The sequence below is a fragment of the Terrabacter terrigena genome (assembly GCF_042676085.1).
Classification (GTDB): Bacteria; Actinomycetota; Actinomycetes; order Actinomycetales; family Dermatophilaceae; genus Terrabacter; species Terrabacter terrigena.
The window spans coordinates 15,052-29,731 of the sequence record NZ_JBHTKH010000011.1; the positions used below are offsets into that span (position 1 = coordinate 15,052).

Annotated in this window: 14 protein-coding genes; 1 reads left to right on the forward strand and 13 read right to left on the reverse strand. The window is 71.5% G+C overall.

Annotated elements, in window-relative coordinates:
• Positions 1-40 precede the first annotated feature (40 nt).
• On the reverse strand, positions 41-1,216 hold the full coding sequence (gene xylA / locus ACFQ2V_RS15645) for a xylose isomerase (RefSeq protein ID WP_386053778.1): 1,176 nt from the start codon (positions 1,214-1,216) through the stop codon (positions 41-43).
• Positions 1,217-1,286: 70 nt separating this feature from the next.
• Here xylA and ACFQ2V_RS15650 point away from each other — a divergent pair, with 70 nt between their 5' ends.
• Positions 1,287-2,471: an ROK family transcriptional regulator gene (locus ACFQ2V_RS15650; protein ID WP_386053779.1), complete on the forward strand. Its 1,185-nt coding sequence runs from the start codon at positions 1,287-1,289 to the stop codon at positions 2,469-2,471.
• 65 nt (positions 2,472-2,536) lie between these two features.
• Here the strand turns inward: ACFQ2V_RS15650 and ACFQ2V_RS15655 are convergent, their stop codons facing one another.
• From ACFQ2V_RS15655 to ACFQ2V_RS15710, 12 genes are all read right to left on the reverse strand, one after another.
• Positions 2,537-4,357, reverse strand: a complete 1,821-nt coding sequence (locus ACFQ2V_RS15655) for an ABC transporter substrate-binding protein (protein ID WP_386053780.1) — start codon at positions 4,355-4,357, stop codon at positions 2,537-2,539.
• 128 nt (positions 4,358-4,485) lie between these two features.
• Positions 4,486-4,896 carry a hypothetical protein gene (locus tag ACFQ2V_RS15660; protein ID WP_386053781.1) on the reverse strand — a complete coding sequence of 137 codons (411 nt, stop codon included), beginning with the start codon at positions 4,894-4,896 and terminating at the stop codon, positions 4,486-4,488.
• 105 nt (positions 4,897-5,001) lie between these two features.
• Complete coding sequence (locus ACFQ2V_RS15665; protein WP_386053782.1) at positions 5,002-6,261, reverse strand: Gfo/Idh/MocA family protein; 1,260 nt, start codon at positions 6,259-6,261, stop codon at positions 5,002-5,004.
• Positions 6,262-6,297: 36 nt separating this feature from the next.
• Positions 6,298-7,092, reverse strand: coding sequence for a carbohydrate ABC transporter permease (locus tag ACFQ2V_RS15670; RefSeq protein WP_386053783.1), 795 nt, complete (start codon positions 7,090-7,092; stop codon positions 6,298-6,300).
• 67 nt (positions 7,093-7,159) lie between these two features.
• Positions 7,160-8,155, reverse strand: a complete 996-nt coding sequence (locus ACFQ2V_RS15675) for a carbohydrate ABC transporter permease (RefSeq protein WP_386053784.1) — start codon at positions 8,153-8,155, stop codon at positions 7,160-7,162.
• 14 nt (positions 8,156-8,169) lie between these two features.
• Entirely contained in the window at positions 8,170-9,447 is a 1,278-nt protein-coding gene (locus tag ACFQ2V_RS15680) for an ABC transporter substrate-binding protein (protein WP_386053785.1), read from the reverse strand.
• A gap of 221 nt (positions 9,448-9,668) precedes the next feature.
• Positions 9,669-9,809 (reverse strand): hypothetical protein, encoded by a 141-nt coding sequence (locus tag ACFQ2V_RS15685; protein WP_386053786.1) that lies wholly within the window; start codon positions 9,807-9,809, stop codon positions 9,669-9,671.
• Between the two features lie 103 nt (positions 9,810-9,912).
• On the reverse strand, positions 9,913-10,638 hold the full coding sequence (locus ACFQ2V_RS15690) for an esterase family protein (RefSeq protein ID WP_386053787.1): 726 nt from the start codon (positions 10,636-10,638) through the stop codon (positions 9,913-9,915).
• Between the two features lie 29 nt (positions 10,639-10,667).
• Positions 10,668-11,828 carry an alpha/beta hydrolase-fold protein gene (locus ACFQ2V_RS15695; protein ID WP_386053788.1) on the reverse strand — a complete coding sequence of 387 codons (1,161 nt, stop codon included), beginning with the start codon at positions 11,826-11,828 and terminating at the stop codon, positions 10,668-10,670.
• Positions 11,825-12,766, reverse strand: coding sequence for a hypothetical protein (locus tag ACFQ2V_RS15700; protein WP_386053789.1), 942 nt, complete (start codon positions 12,764-12,766; stop codon positions 11,825-11,827). The genes ACFQ2V_RS15695 and ACFQ2V_RS15700 overlap by 4 nt, the downstream gene beginning before the upstream one ends.
• A gap of 13 nt (positions 12,767-12,779) precedes the next feature.
• A complete protein-coding gene (locus ACFQ2V_RS15705) occupies positions 12,780-14,009 on the reverse strand; it encodes an ATP-grasp domain-containing protein (protein ID WP_386053790.1) in 1,230 nt (409 codons plus the stop codon).
• A 257-nt stretch (positions 14,010-14,266) separates the two neighbouring features.
• Positions 14,267-14,632 (reverse strand): YciI family protein, encoded by a 366-nt coding sequence (locus tag ACFQ2V_RS15710; protein ID WP_386053791.1) that lies wholly within the window; start codon positions 14,630-14,632, stop codon positions 14,267-14,269.
• Between the last annotated feature and the right edge of the window lie 48 nt (positions 14,633-14,680).

Consider the following 14,680-nt stretch of genomic DNA (forward strand, 5'->3'; position numbering starts at 1 on the left):
CCGTCTCAGGCCAACCCCTTTCGATCGAGGCTGGGCGGTCTCAGCTGATGAGGTGCTCGAGCGCGAGCTGGTTGAGGCGCACGAAGCCGTAGTCGCGCTCGGCCGCCTTCTCCGGGTCGAAGCCGTCGTCGGTGGCGAGCAGGTCCTCGACCGACTCGCCGGCACCCAAGGTCGGTTCGGCGAGGTCGAGCACGCCGGCATACGCCCACGCCTCCGCCGTACGCGGGTCGGCGCGGAACGCAGCCGCCTTGTCGGCGAGCGCGAGGTAGGTCTTCATGCACGCGAGCGCCGACTCCCAGACGCCGTCGAGGTGCTCGGTGCGCGACGGCTTGTAGTCGAAGTGCTTGGGGCCGGTGTAGCGCGGGCCGTCGGGCACCGCCGGGAATCCGTTCTCGAGGAGGTCGACGGTGAAGAACGCCGACATGAGGTCGCCGTGGCCGAAGACGAGGTCCTGGTCGTACTTCATGCCTCGCTGGCCGTTGAGGTCGATGTGGAAGAGCTTGTCGCTCCACAGCGCCTGGCCGAGGGCGTGGGTGTAGTTGAGGCCGGCCATCTGCTCGTGCCCGGTCTCGGGGTTGAGGCCCACGATGTCGCCGTGGTCGAGCTCGGCGATGAGCGCGAGCGCGTGGCCGACGGTCGGCAGGAAGATGTCGCCGCGTGGCTCGTTCGGCTTGGGCTCCAGGCCGATTCGCAGGTCGTAGCGCTGCGACTTGATGTAGCCGGCGACGGTGTCGAGGCCCTCCTTGTAACGGTCGAACGCGGCGTGGAGGTCCTTCGAGCCGTCGTACTCCGCACCCTCGCGCCCACCCCACATGACGAAGGTCGTCGCGCCCATCTCGGCGGCCAGGTCGACCGCTCGCAGGACCTTGCGCAGCCCGAACCGGCGCACCCCGCGGTCGTTGGCCGTGAGGCCGCCGTCCTTGAAGACCGGGTGGCTGAAGGTGTTCGTCGTGACCATCTCGATGGTGAGGCCGGCGCGGTCGGCAGCGGACTTGAGCTGGCCGCACCGCGCGGACTTCTCGGCCTCGGAGGCGCCGAACGCGAAGACGTCGTTGTCGTGGAACGTGATGCCCCACGCGCCCAGCTCGGCGAGCCTGCCGGCGTACTCCCACGGGTCGAGCGCCGGGCGGCTCGGGCCGCCGAACGGGTCGGCCCCGGTCCAACCGACCGTCCACAGGCCGAAGGAGAACCGGTCGTCCGGTGTGGGCTGGCGCATCGTCGCGACTCCTCGTGCACGGGTTTGTTGTTCCGTGCAACTTATCGACTCGAGCCGCTAGGGTCAAGGAGTGCCCAACCTGCGACAGGCGAGCTTGCGCCACGCGAACCTCTCGCTCGTCCTGCGCACCGTGCTCGCCGCCGACGAGCCACCGTCGCGCGCCGACGTCGCCGCGGCGACCTCGATGACCCGCTCGACCGTGTCGCGCCTCGTCGACGAGCTCGTGGCGGGTCGACTGCTCGACGAGGTCGAGTCGGCCGTCGGTGGCGCGGGCCGTCCCGGCCGACCTGCCACCCCGTTGCGGCCCGGCGCCCGCTTCGCCGCCCTCGGCCTGCAGGTCGGGGTCAGCCACCTGGCCGCCCGGCTCGTCGACCTCACCGGCGCGGTCGTCGCCGAGCGGATCGTGCCAGTCGACCTGGCCGGCTCGAGGCCGGTGCCGACGCTGCGACGGCTGCGCACCCTCGCGGGCAGACTCCTTGCTGACGCCCCGTCCGGGGTCACGGTGACCGGCGCGGGCCTCGCCCTTCCGGGCATCGTCGACACCGGCGCCGGCCGACTGCTCAGCGCACCCAACCTCGGCTGGGAGGACGTGGCTCCCCGAGCCGCGCTCGGCGACGCACTCGGCGACCTGACCCTGCGCGTCGGCAACGAGGCAGACCTCGCCGCGTACGCGTTCGCGCACCCTGCGCCCGGCCGGCGGCGCGACCCGGCCACGTTCGTCTACCTGAGCGGCGAGGTCGGCATCGGCGGCGCCGTCGTCGTCGAAGGGACGCCGATGAGCGGACGGCACGGCTGGGCCGGCGAGATCGGCCACGTGTGCGTCGACCCCGACGGGCCCTCGTGCCGCTGCGGCTCGACCGGATGCCTCGAGAGGTATGCCGGCCGGCTCGCGATGCTGTCGGCTGCTGGCCTCGACGCGTCGACGCCCCCGGCCGTGCTCGCCGAGCGCGCGCGCTCCGGGGACGAGAGGGCTTGCGCTGCAGTCACATCCGCGGCCCGGGCACTCGGCATCGCCCTCTCGGGTGTGGTCAACGTGCTCGACATCCCGACCGTGGTACTCGGCGGCCATCTCGCCCACGTCGGTGACCTGCTCGCGCCCGAGGTCGAGGGGTGGCTGGCACGGCGCGTGCTGTCCGCGCACTGGGCCACCCCGGAGGTCGTCGTCGCACCCGACGACCTCGCCGCGGGGGCCGCGGGTGCCGCGCTCGTCGAGCTGCACCGCCTCGTCGACGACCCCGTCAGCTTCCTGTCCTGAGCCGCCCGCGGACGGAATGCTCTTTCGATCGGGGCGCTCGGTGACGGCGTGCTCTTTCGATGGAGTCAGGTGATGCGGGCGAGGTCGACGGTCCAGACGGGGTTGCCGGGCACGGCTGCGACACGGTCGCCGCTGGTGAAACGGGTCGACGGCTGGAGCAGGGGGATGAACGGCCCGCGCTCGTTCATCGCCTGCTGCCAGGCGGCATACGCGGTCTCGCGGTCGTCACCGACCGAGGCGCGCGCCTTGTCGGTGAGGGCGTCGACGAGGGAGTCGCTGCCGGGCACGAAGCCCGCGCGCGAGCCGACCAGGCCGCCGGGCCCGAACGCGAGGTAGTTCTCGGGGTCGGGGTAGTCGGGGCTCCAGGCCCACAGGCTGAGGCCCACGCGGCCGGAGCGGTAGGCGGCCAAGGCCGTGCGGGCGGGCTGCGGGTCGAGCCGCACCTTGATGCCCACCTCGCCGAGCTGCTTGGCGACGGCCGCGGCGATCGTGCCGGTCGGCAGCCCCTGGATCGGCAGGTCGGCGGCGTACGTGAGGGGGATCTGCTGGCCCTTGTAGCCCGAGCTGCGGAGGGCCGCACGCGCGGCCGCGAGGTCGGGGGCGGGCACGACCGGGAGGGTGACGACGGGGGTGGGGCGACCGTCGGGGCCGGTCGTCGTGCCGTCGGTGGCGGTTGTCGGGGAGCCCGTCGGGCCGGTCTCCACGCGGGAGCCGGAGGGTGTCGTCGCCGTCGACGACGGTGTCGACGACGGTGTCGGCGTGCCCGTGCTGCCCGTGGCACCCGGGGAGACCGGGGCGGGGAGGTCCTCGAGGGCGCCGACGATCCCGGCCGGGATGAGGCCCGGCGCGGGTGCGGCGCCGGGCACCGCGCTGCCGAGGGCGTCACGGTCGATGCCGCGGCGGATCGCCTCGGCGAAGACTGGGTTGGCCGTCCAGGGGTTCACGGCGCTCTTCTGGTTGAGCGCGAGGTAGGTGAGCGTGCTCGAGCGCATGGACGTCACGGTGACGGCGGAGGCCGGCGGCCGAGCCGCGGCGCGGTCGGCCTGGCCCGGCGACAGGTCGAGCACGACGTCGGCGGCGCCGGTGCGGATGTCGTCGAGCTGCTGCGACGGCGCGACGTTGCGCACGACGACGGTGGCGAACGCGGGAGCGGTGCCGCGCCACATCGGGTTGGCGGCGAGGCGCACCTCGGAGGTGCCGCGCACGCTCTCGATGACGTACGGCCCCGAGCCGGCCGAGTGCTGCGAGAGGTAGCCGCTGGCGTCGTCGCCGGGCCCGATCGTCCCGCCGTGCGACTTGACGGCGGCGGCGTTGAGGATGCCGAGCGCGGGGTTGGCGAGGATCGCCGGCAGCGCGAAGTTCGACCCGGGCGAGGTCAGCGTGAAGGTGCGGTCGTCGACCTTGGTGACCCCGACGGTGCCGAGGATCGACGCGGTGGTGCCACCGAGGCCCTTGGCCCGCTCGATCGTGAAGATCACGTCGTCGGTGGTGATCGGCGTGCCGTCGGAGAAGACGAGGTCCTTGCGCAGCCGCATCGTCAGCCAGCGGCCCTCTGGCGAGAGGGTGTACTCGGCCATGCCCGGCACGACCTTGGTCGGGTCGTCGGGGTCGAGCGTCGTGAGCGTCTCGTAGAGCGCGTGCGTGAGCATGGCTCCGGTGCGGTCGAACTGGCGCGTCGGGTCGAGCGTGGTGTGGTCGAACACGGCACCGACGACGAGCGGCTCCTGCTCTGCCGTCGGCGTCGCCGAGGCCGTCGACACCGCAGGCGTCGAACCAGGAGTCGTTCCCCCCGTCGGCGACGGCTGGGCCGTGCTCGTGGTGCACGCGGCCAGCGCGAGCACGCCGACGGCCGCCGCCAGGGCGGGGCGGGCGGGACGACGACGCATGGACTTCCTTCGAGGACGCCCGGACGGGACGCCGGACGGGACTGCGGGGCGGCAACGGCAGGCGTGGACGCGTTCGGCAAGGTGGCGCCGCGGCCACCCGGTGCGCACCCCTGCCCGTGCCCAGCAGTCTAGCCGCCGCCCGCGGTGGGCCCCGCCTGAGCGGCGCTCGGCGCCAGCACGAGGTAGGCCTGGGCGAGCAGCACCACACCGATCGCGACCCACTTGCCGGTCGGCAGCTCCACGCCGTAACGCCAGCGGTCGACGAGCACGAGACCGACCTGGAGCAGGACGACCCAGCCCATCGTGACGAGAGCCAGCTCGGCATACCTCAGCGACGACGCGTACACCCAGAAGAGCACGAGGAAGGCGCCCGCACCGAGCACGAGCGCGCGGATGCTGCCGTTCTGCGCCCACTCCTTGGCGAGGACCGCGCCGGCCAGGTCGAGGCCCGCGAGGCAGACCATCGCGATCGTCGCGACCACGGGCACCGGCCACGCGTCCGGCGCCTTGAGGAGAGGGAAGACGTCGGTGGCGCTCATGGGTGGACCGTCCTTCGGAGCCTGGTTCGGAGCCTGGTTCGGGCAGGGCCCGCCCCGCGAACGGGCCTTGCACTCAGAGGGCCACGGCCGCCCCGCTGATACCCCTCAGGCCGTCGCGACCGGCTGCCGCTCGCGCTGCCCCTGGCCGTCCTCGAACCACGCCACGAGCGCGGGGTCGAGGGCCGGCACCTCGACGGCACCCCCACCCGTACGCAGGGACGTCGTCGCCGACGCACCTGCAGCCACGGCCTCGCGGGCCGCGACCGGCGAGGTCATCGTCGGACCGCCGTCACGCGCGAAGCGGACGAACTCGGCGACGAGCAGCGGGTCGGCGCCGCCGTGGCCGGTCGTGTCGGCGGCCGGGATCTCGATGACCTGGTCGGCGTCGTCGCGGTAGGCGTCGGTGCGCCGGGTCCACACCTTGACGAGCGCACCGGGCCCGTCGCCGAAGTTCTCGAGGCGCCCCTTCGTGCCGATGACCGTGTAGTTGCGCCAGTAGTCCGGCGTGAAGTGGCACTGCTGGTAGCTCGCGAGCACACCGCCCTCGAGCACGAGGTTGGCCATCGAGATGTCCTCGATGTCGACGACCGGGTTGAGCTCGCGCTGCTCGGTCGGCGGCCAGTTGTCGAGGGAGTACCAGTCGGCCATGCGCCGGTCGGTGTTGTCGCGGTGGTCCTCGATGGCGCCGTAGACGGCGAGGTCACCGACGGCGCTGACCCGCCGCGTGTAGGCGCCCGCGAGCCAGTGGATGACGTCGATGTCGTGGGCGCCCTTCTGCAGCAGCAGGCCCGTGGTGTTGCGGCGGTCGGCGTGCCAGTCCTTGAAGTAGTAGTCGCCGCCGGCCGAGACGAAGTGCCGGCACCAGATCGCCTTGACCTCGCCGATCGTGCCGGCCTCGATGACCTCGCGCATCGCCTGCACCACGGGCATGTGGCGCATGTTGTGGCCGACGTAGAGGCGCGTGCCGCTGCGGTGCGCCGCCTCGAGCACGCGGTCGGCGTCGTCGACGCTCGTGGCGAGCGGCTTCTCGACGAACGTCGGTATGCCGGCCTCGAGGGTGCGCACGGCGTGCTCGGTGTGCGCGTGGTCGGGAGTGAGCACGAGCACGGCGTCGACCTCCGCACGGACGTCGGGAGCGAGGAAGGCGTCGAGGCTGTCGACGAGGCGTACGCCCTCGATGCGCTCGGCGGCGTCACGCCGGCCCCGCTCGGCCGAGTCGCAGACCACGGTGACGCGGCTGCCCTCGCCGGGGCGGTGCGCGTAGCGCGCGAGGCTGGCGCGCAGGCCGAAGCCGATGATGCCGATGCGCAGGTCGGGCCGGTCGGGCGTGCTGGTGGGGCTGGTCGTGCTGGTCGTGCTGTCCATCGGGTCGGCTTGCCTTTCGTGGTGGTGGTTCGAGTCTCAGCCCTTGGAGCCGCTGAACGCGATGCCCTGGATGAACTGCTTCTGGAGCACGACGAAGAGCACGAGCACCGGGAGCGTCGCGAGCACCGAGCCGGCCATGAGCGTCGTCGTGTCGACGGAGAACTGGCCGATGAGCGAGGCGAGGCCGACCGAGAGCGGCATCTTCGTCGGGTCGTTGTTGACCACGAGGGGCCACATGAGGTCGTTCCACGACCACAGCACGTCGAGGACGGCGAGGGCGATGAGCCCCGGCTTCGCCAGCGGCAGCATGATGCGGGTGAAGATCTGCCAGTGGTTCGCACCGTCGAGCTTGGCCGCCTCCTCGAGGTCGCGCGGGAGGCTGAGGAAGAACTGGCGCAGCAGGAACGTGCCGAACGCGCTGAAGAGGCCGGGCACGATGAGGGCCTGGATCGAGTTGAGCCAGCCGAGGCCCGCGACGATCTCGTACTGCGGCAGCAGGAACAGCTGGCTCGGCACCATGAGCACCGAGAGGAAGAGGCCGAAGAGCAGCCCGCGCCCCCTGAACTCGAACCGGGCGAACGCGTAGCCGGCCATCGAGCAGAGCACGAGCTGGCCGAGCACCCGACCCACGGTCTGGAGCGTGCTGTTCCAGAACATCTGGCCGAACGGCAGGGTGTCGAAGACGTCGCCGTAGTTGGACCACTGGGGGCTCTTCGGCAGGATCGTCGGCGGCACGGTGAGGGTCTCGCCGAGCGTCTTGAGCGAGGTCATGACCTCCCAGAAGAACGGCCCGACCATCACGACGGAGCCGAGGACGAGCACGGCGTGCACGCCGATGTGACTGCGGCGCAGGCGGTTCCGCCGAGGTCTACGCGACACCACCGGGCGAGCTGCGAGCTCAGACATAGTGCACCCACTTCTTCTGGAGCCGGAACTGCAGGGCTGTGATCGCGACGATGACGACGAGGATCACGAGGGCGATCGCGGCGGCATACCCCTGCTGGTTCTCGACGAAGCCGCGCTGGTAGAACTGCGCGACGATCGTCTCGGTGGCCGGGTAGGCGGGGTTGGTCGGTCCCGTCATGACGAAGATGAGGTCGAAGGTCTGCAGGGCGCCGATGACGGCGAGCACCGAGATGAAGAAGACGCTCGGGCTGATCTGCGGCAGCGTGATGGACCAGAACTGTCGGATGCGCCCGGCACCGTCGAGCGAGGCCGCCTCGTAGAGGTCCTTCGGCACGCCCTGGATCGCGGCGAGGAAGATGACGATCTGCGTGCCGAGGCCGAGCCAGATCCCCACGGCCGCAATGGCATACAGCGCTGTTGCCGGGTTGGAGAGCCAGTTCGTGCCCTCGAGGCCGGCCGCCCGGAGCATCGCGTTGATGACGCCGACGTCGCCGTTGTAGAGGGTGCGCCAGATGAGGCCCACGGCTGCCGGCATCGTCACGACGGGCAGGAAGTAGAGCACCCGGTACACCCTGACGCCGCGCAGGCCCTCGGTGCTGAGCAGCGCCGCGATGACGAGGGCGATGGGGATGCCGAGCAGGGCGACGACGGTGAACTTCACCGTGTTGAGGAGGGTCTCCCACAGCCGGGCGTCGCCGAGCAGCGTGGCGTAGTTGTCGAGACCGACCCACTCCGAGCCGCCGAACGGACCCGTCTCGGTGAAGGAGATGAGCAGGGTGCGCACGACCGGCCAGAGGTAGAAGACGCCCAGTCCGAGCAGCGTCGGCAGGATGAAGACGGCCGCCCAGAAGAGGTCGTTGCGGCGCATCCGCGACATGCCCCGGCCGGAGCCGGGGCCGGGGGCCGGGCGCTCGCCCCGGCCCTTCGACCCCGCCCCCGGACGGGAGGCGCGTGCCGCGGTGGCGGCAGCGCCCTCCGTCTGGGTCACGACACCCGCCACGGTCACTTCTCCTTGGCGAGCGCCGCGTTCATCTGCGTGGCGAGGTCCTCGAGGCCCGTCGCCGCGTCGACCTCCCCGTTCCACACCTTCGTGAGGATGTCGGTCTGCAGGGTCGTCCACGCCTTCGTGTTCTTCGACGCCGGGTAGGGCACGGCCGTCGCGACCTCGTCGACGTAAGCCTTGAGGTTGAACTGCGGCATCGACCTCACCCAGGCCTCCTGGGTGCCCTCGTAGGCGGGGATCACCGCGCCGGCCTCCGCCTGGATCTGCGCCGCGCGCTCGCCGCCGAGGAAGCCGACGAACTTCTGCGCGGCGTCCTGGTGCTTGGTCTTCGCGTAGATGACGTTGCCGAGCCCGTGGATGACGGAGATCTGGCCCTTCGGCCCGGCGGGCACGGGCGCGACGTTGACGGTGTCCTTGAGCTCGGGGACGTCGTTGTACTCGACCGCGGCCCACGAGCCGTTCCAGTACATCGCGACCTTGCCGGCCTTGAACATGTCGCCGGGGCTGGTGTCGGTCATCTGCTGGACGGTCGGGGAGGCGCCGTCCTTGACGAGCGAGGTCCAGAACTCGATGCCCTTGAGCGCCTCGGGGGAGTCGAAGCCGCTCTTCGTGCCGGCTGCGTCGATGACCTGGCCGCCGGCCGACGGGATCGTGTCGTAGAAGCCGGCCTGGTCCTCGACGGGGGCCGCGGCGCCGAAGACGCCCTTGCCCTTGTCGGTGAGGGCGCGCGCAGCGGACTGGAAGTCGGCCCAGGTCCAGTCGTCCTTCGGGTAGGCGACCTTCTTCGCGTCGAAGAGCGCCTTGTTGTACCAGACGCCGACCGTGTCGAAGTCCTTCGGGATGCCGTACGCCTTGCCGTCCCAGGTGTAGAGGTCGACCAGGGCGGCGGGGTACTTCGCGAGGTCGAGCTTGGCCTTGGTGACGGTCTGCTCGAGGGGGAGCAGCTGCTGGTTCGCGGCATACAGCTTGAAGTTGGGGCCGTTCATCCAGAACACGTCGGGGGCGCCACCGCCGGAGGCTGCGGTCTGGAGCGTCGTGAAGTACTGCTTGAACGGCGTCACCTGGATCTTGACCGTCACGCTCGGGTTCGCGGCGTGGAACTCGTCGGCGATCTTCTGCATCGCCGGCAGCTGGTTCTTGTCCCAGATGCCGTAGCTGATCGTGACCGGCCCGCTCTCGGGCTGGGCGTCGGGCGTACCACCCCCGCTCGAGCTGCCGCAGGCCGTGAGGCCGAGCGTGAGGAGGGCCGTGACGGCCAAGAGGCGGGTGCTGCGCATGGACTTCTCCTTGGGGACCGGGCACATCGTCGGGCGGGTCGTTGCTGCGTCGCCACATCACTACTTGCTCGTTTGTGAGCGACCGGACACAGACTTGAGCAAAATCAAGCAGGTGTCAATCCGTTGCCCGTGTCGGACAGGACCGCCCGGGTCAGCGACCGGCCGGGCTCGTGCGCCCGCGCGCGGAGACGCCCGCCTCGTCGCCGTTCATGACGGCGCCGTCACCGGACGGGGCCCCGGAGGTCGAGGTCGTAGCGGCGCCCGTCGGCCCAGAGCGCGTGCAGAGATGCAACGAGCTTCGTCAGATGCCCGCTGAGCGCCGGGAGGTGGTCGACGGTGACGTCGTGCGCGATCGCGGCCACGACGTCGTCGGGGCCGGGGCCGGTCGGGCGCGCGAACGCGTCGCCTCCTGGTCGGCCAGAAGGTCGTCGGTGCGGGAGGTGAGCAGCCGGAACGGCCGCCCGCTCAGGGAAGCAGGTCGTCGAGGTAGGTGGGCAGCATCTCCCACCACGTCGGCCAGTCGTGCTTGTAGGCCGGACCCCAGTCGTCGACGCGGTTCGGGATGCCCTTGGCCCCCAGCACCTCCGCGACGGCCCAGGCCTCGCCGGGGTCCTCCCACTGGCCGCTGCCCGAGGCGAGCACGATCATCCGCCGGCGCAGGGCGTCGAGGTCGGGGCCCTGGAGGTCGGGCAGGAAGTGGAGCGGCGAGCTGAAGTAGAGGTCGTCGGTGAAGGGGCCGCCGATGAACTTCTCGATGGCGAACGTGCCGCTCATGCACACGGCGGAGTCGACGAGGTGCGGGTAGCGGCAGGTGATCGCCAGCGCGTTGAAGGCACCGATGGAGGCGCCGGCCACCACGACGGGCAGGCGGCCGCCGACGTCGGAGTGGATCGCCGGGATGACCTCGGAGGCGACCGCGTCGTGGAAGGCGTTGAAGAGGGCCATCCGGTACTCCGTCGACCCGATGCGCTCGGCCATGGCCTTGCCGGCGACGCTGTCGCACGAGTAGATCTTCGCGCGGCCGGCGGCGATGAGCGGCTCGAGGTGGGCGATCATCTTGTGCCGCTCGACCTCCTCGGCATCACCACCGGCCGTCGGGAAGAGCAGCACCGGCACGCCGTAGGTCCCCCACCGGGCCACGGTGATGTCCTGGCCCAGGCGGTCGGAGTGCCACCGGTCGGTCACCTTCATGGGTTGCCTGCCCTTCTTGGTTGCGCCCGTCACTCGTAGACGAACTTCTGGGGTCCGGGGAAGATCCAGGAGAGGCCGTCGCCGAGGCGGTCACGCCAGTTCTCCCAGTTGTGGCCGTCGCGCGCCTCGGTGTAGCGCACCTTCATCCCCGTGTGGCGGAACACCGGCACCATCGACCGGTTCGGGGTGATGAGCGGCTCGTAGACACCGCACGTCATGAAGATGCGGTCGACGACTGCGGAGGGCTTCTCACGGAAGCGGTTGACGAACTTCACGACCGGGTCGAAGGCGGGGCCGCCGCCGTGGTCGAACCCGATGTCGGTGAAGACGAGCGACGCCGACTGGAGCATGAGGGAGCCGAAGAAGCCCGGGTAGCGCACGGCGGTCGACAACGCGGCGATGCCGCCGAAGGAGCTGCCCATGAGGCAGCGGCCCTCGGGGGTGTCGACGAGCGGCAGCCGCTCGGTCAGCAGCGGCACGAGCTCGCGGGCGATGAAGCGGGCGTGCGGCGCGTGGTTGGGGTACTCCTTGAGCCGGTCGCGCGGCGGAACGAAGACCGCCACGAGCGGGTCGACGTCGAGCCGGTGGATGAGGTTGTCGAGCACAGTCTTCATCGCCGCGAACTCGAGGAAGTCGGTGCCGTCGTGCACGACGAGGAGCGGGTAGCGCTGGGCCCGGTTGAAGCGCGCCGGCAGGTAGATCTGCACGGGCTGGTCACGGCGCAGGGCCTTGCTGCGGATCTGCTCCTCCACGAGAGTGCCCTGCCGCGCCTCGGGGTCGAACGCCACCCAGTCGGGCACGCGGTAGCCGATGGCCGCGCACACCGACGACGAGCCCATCGGGCTGTGCGCGAGGCGCGGGTTGAGCGGGTCGTTGAACCGCTCGTAGTGCTCGCCCTTGCGAATCTCCACCTGGTACTCGACGCGCGAGCCCTCGGGAAGCACCGTCGTGACGGACCAGAGGTCGGAGTCGCCGATCCGCTTGAGCGGCAAGGGATCGGGCAGCCCGACGACGCGGTGGCGCACCCACACCTCGTCGACGTCGCCGCGGTAGAGGAACGTGGCGCGCTCGCCCTCGATGATGGGGCAGCCGAAACGCTCGATGAACCGGTCGATCGTCGGACCGTCGAGCGGCAGCCGCTCGCGGAGGCGGTTGACGGCGAGCCGTGCCGTGGGGGCCTGGATGCTCACGCGGCCCCCTCGGCGACGAGAGTGCCAGCAGTGGTGAGCACGCGCGTCCCCTCCGGGAGCGTCGCGCGACCCTCTGCGTCGGTGCTCCCGGGCCCGAGCCGGACCACCGTGCCCGCGTCGAGCGGCACCAGGCGGTGCGACGGGAAGCGCGCCGCGAAGACCGCCATCCGGTCGCGGTCGTCGAGGTCGAGGCGGCGGCGCGCGTGGGGCAGCGGCACGACGCCACGCACCCGGCCCAGCCCCCGGTCGTGCACCTCGGGGGCGGTGATGCCGTGGGGTGCGAAGTCGTGGAAGAGGACGACGGGGTCGCAGACGGCCATCGCCCCTGCCGACCAGGCGATGACGGGCGTCGCCGCCGGGATCGACACGGCGAAGAGCCGCAACGTCTCCATGAGGAGGCCGACGTGCCCGCCGGCCACGACCACCGCGGCCGAGGAGGCGAGCAGCTCGGCGATCTCGGCGCGATGGGTGGCGAGCGCCGCGCTGCCCGTGAACGCCTCGGTGGCGGCCGTCTGCTCGACGAGCCGGGCCACCTCCCACGCGTACCAGTCGTCGACGTCCCGCAGGGCCTGCAGCGCGGACCGCTCGGCACCCTCGCCGATGCCGTGCCGCGACGTGCGGTGACGGACCGCGAAGACGGTGTCCCAGGCCGACTGGAGGCGCAGGCCGTAGAAGGAGCGCAGCTCGTCGTGCCGCGACCGGTGGTCGAGCACGACGGCGCGCAGGTCCGGCTCGGCCCGGAGCAGCTCGAACGCCCTTTGGTAGAGCCGCAGGTTGACGCCCCGGCCGTCGAGGTGGCCGGCGAGCTCGGCGTCGTCGGACTCGCGCTCCTCCCAGCCCGAGTTGACCATGGCCACGGGCCCGGACACCCCGAGGGAGCGCACGGTGGCGCCCACGGTCGTCGTGAACCGCTGGGGCCCGAGCAGGATCGTCGTCATCGAGCGCGCGCGCTCAGCCGGCGTACACGCGGATGGTGCGACCGACGTCGTCGAGCATCGCCTTGACGGTGTCGAAGTCGGGATGGCGCAGCCGCACCCACGCGTTGGCCATGTAGCCCGCCTCGACGGCCTGGGTGCCGTGCCCCACCGGCGGGAAGTGGCCGTCGATGACCCACTCGCCGTAGCGCGCCTGGATCTCGTCGATGCCGCTGTAGCCCGTGATCGACCCGTCGCGGTCGGGGCGCAGCGCGACGATGCCGGCGGCATACGTGCGCTTCATCGGCTGCTCGGGGGCCCGGTGGGTGACGACGTGCGCCCACTCGCGGTAGACGTCGACGTCGTTCGCGGCCGAGTAGACGTCCCACGCACCGACACCCGGGGGGCGGCAGCCGATCTCACTGAACTTCAGGCCCTTCGGGCCGTAGAACCACTCCATGTGCGTGGCAGACGTCTCGATGCCCAGCGCCTGGATGACGCGGCGGCCGAGCTCGCGCACCTCGCCGTAGAAGGAATTGCCCGGCTCGTCGATGCGGTTGGTCGTGATGAACTGCGGCGAGATCCAGCGGTGGCGCATCGCCTCGAGCACGTTGGGGTAGTAGTGCGTCGCCCAGTCGTGCACGACCTGACCGTCGAGCGTGATCGTGTCGTAGAAGCCCTCGTGGCCCTCTACGAACTCCTCGATGGCGATCGACGTCGCGCCCTCGCGGCCGTAGCCCTGCAGGGCCTGCTCGAGCTCGTGGTCGCTGTCGACGCGCACCGTGCCCTGGGCGCCGGCACCCGCGCGCGGCTTGAGGATCAGCGGGTACCCCTCGCGCTCGGCGAAGGCCCGCGCCTCGTCCGCGGAGTCGACCGCCGCGCTCGCCGCGGTCGGCACGCCCGCCTGGCGCAGCGCCTCCTTCATCGACGGCTTGTCGCGGCACAGCCACGTGGTGCGCACGCTCGTGCCGGGGATGCCGCACGCCTCGCGCACGTGCGCTGCCGGCATCGTGTGGGCCTCGACGGTCGCCTCGAGCGCGTCGATCCAGACCTTGTCCTGGAAGTAGCGCACGGCCTCGACCATCTGGTCGACGTCGGTGACCGAACCGACGCGGTAGTAGCCGCGCAGGGCTCCGAGGACGTCGTCGCCGAGGTGCGCCTCCTCGGACTCGCCGATGCCGTAGACGTTGGCGCCCACCGAGGCGAGCGCGTGCACGAAGCGGCGCTGGTTGGCCGGGAACGACGGCTCCACGAAGATGATGTTCACGTCGCCGACGCTATCGGTAGCCCTGTGAGGACGCCACGGATCGCGCGTGCGCGGGTGTGGCGCGTTCCGCACGGTTCGGGCCGTTCGTGGGCCGGGCAGGCACCGGGCCACCCTCGAGGAGTCCCGCTGGACCATGCCACTCGTCGCGCTGGGCATCTCCGAGGGGGCCGCCGCGCCGGCTCAGGGCTTCGGCGCCGGGCGCCTCGACCCCGCGGCCCGCACGGCCTCGGCGCCGCGCGGCCTGACGGCATACCGGCTCAGCCCTGGGGGAGGTCCTCGAACTCGTAGACGCGGCGCACCTCGACGGAGACCTCGTCGAAGAGCGAGGCGAACTTCGACGCCAGCTGCACCGCCTCCTCCTTGCTCGCCACGTTGACGAGCGCGAAGCCGCCGATGACCTCACGGGCCTCGCTGAACGGGCCGTCGGTGACGGAGACACCGGCGCCCTCGGTCTTGCGCACGAGGGCGCCGTCCTTGGTCTGCGTCACACCCTCGGCGGCGAGCAGCACGCCGGACTCGGCGTACTCGCTCATGAGCGCGCCCATCGCGTCCTGGAACTCCTGGCTGGGGTTCCAGGCCTCGGGGCGGGCCTCGTCGATCTTGTGGATCATCAGGTAGCGCATGGGAGCTCCTTCGTATGCCGGCCGGGTCGGTCCCAGCCTCCACCACGA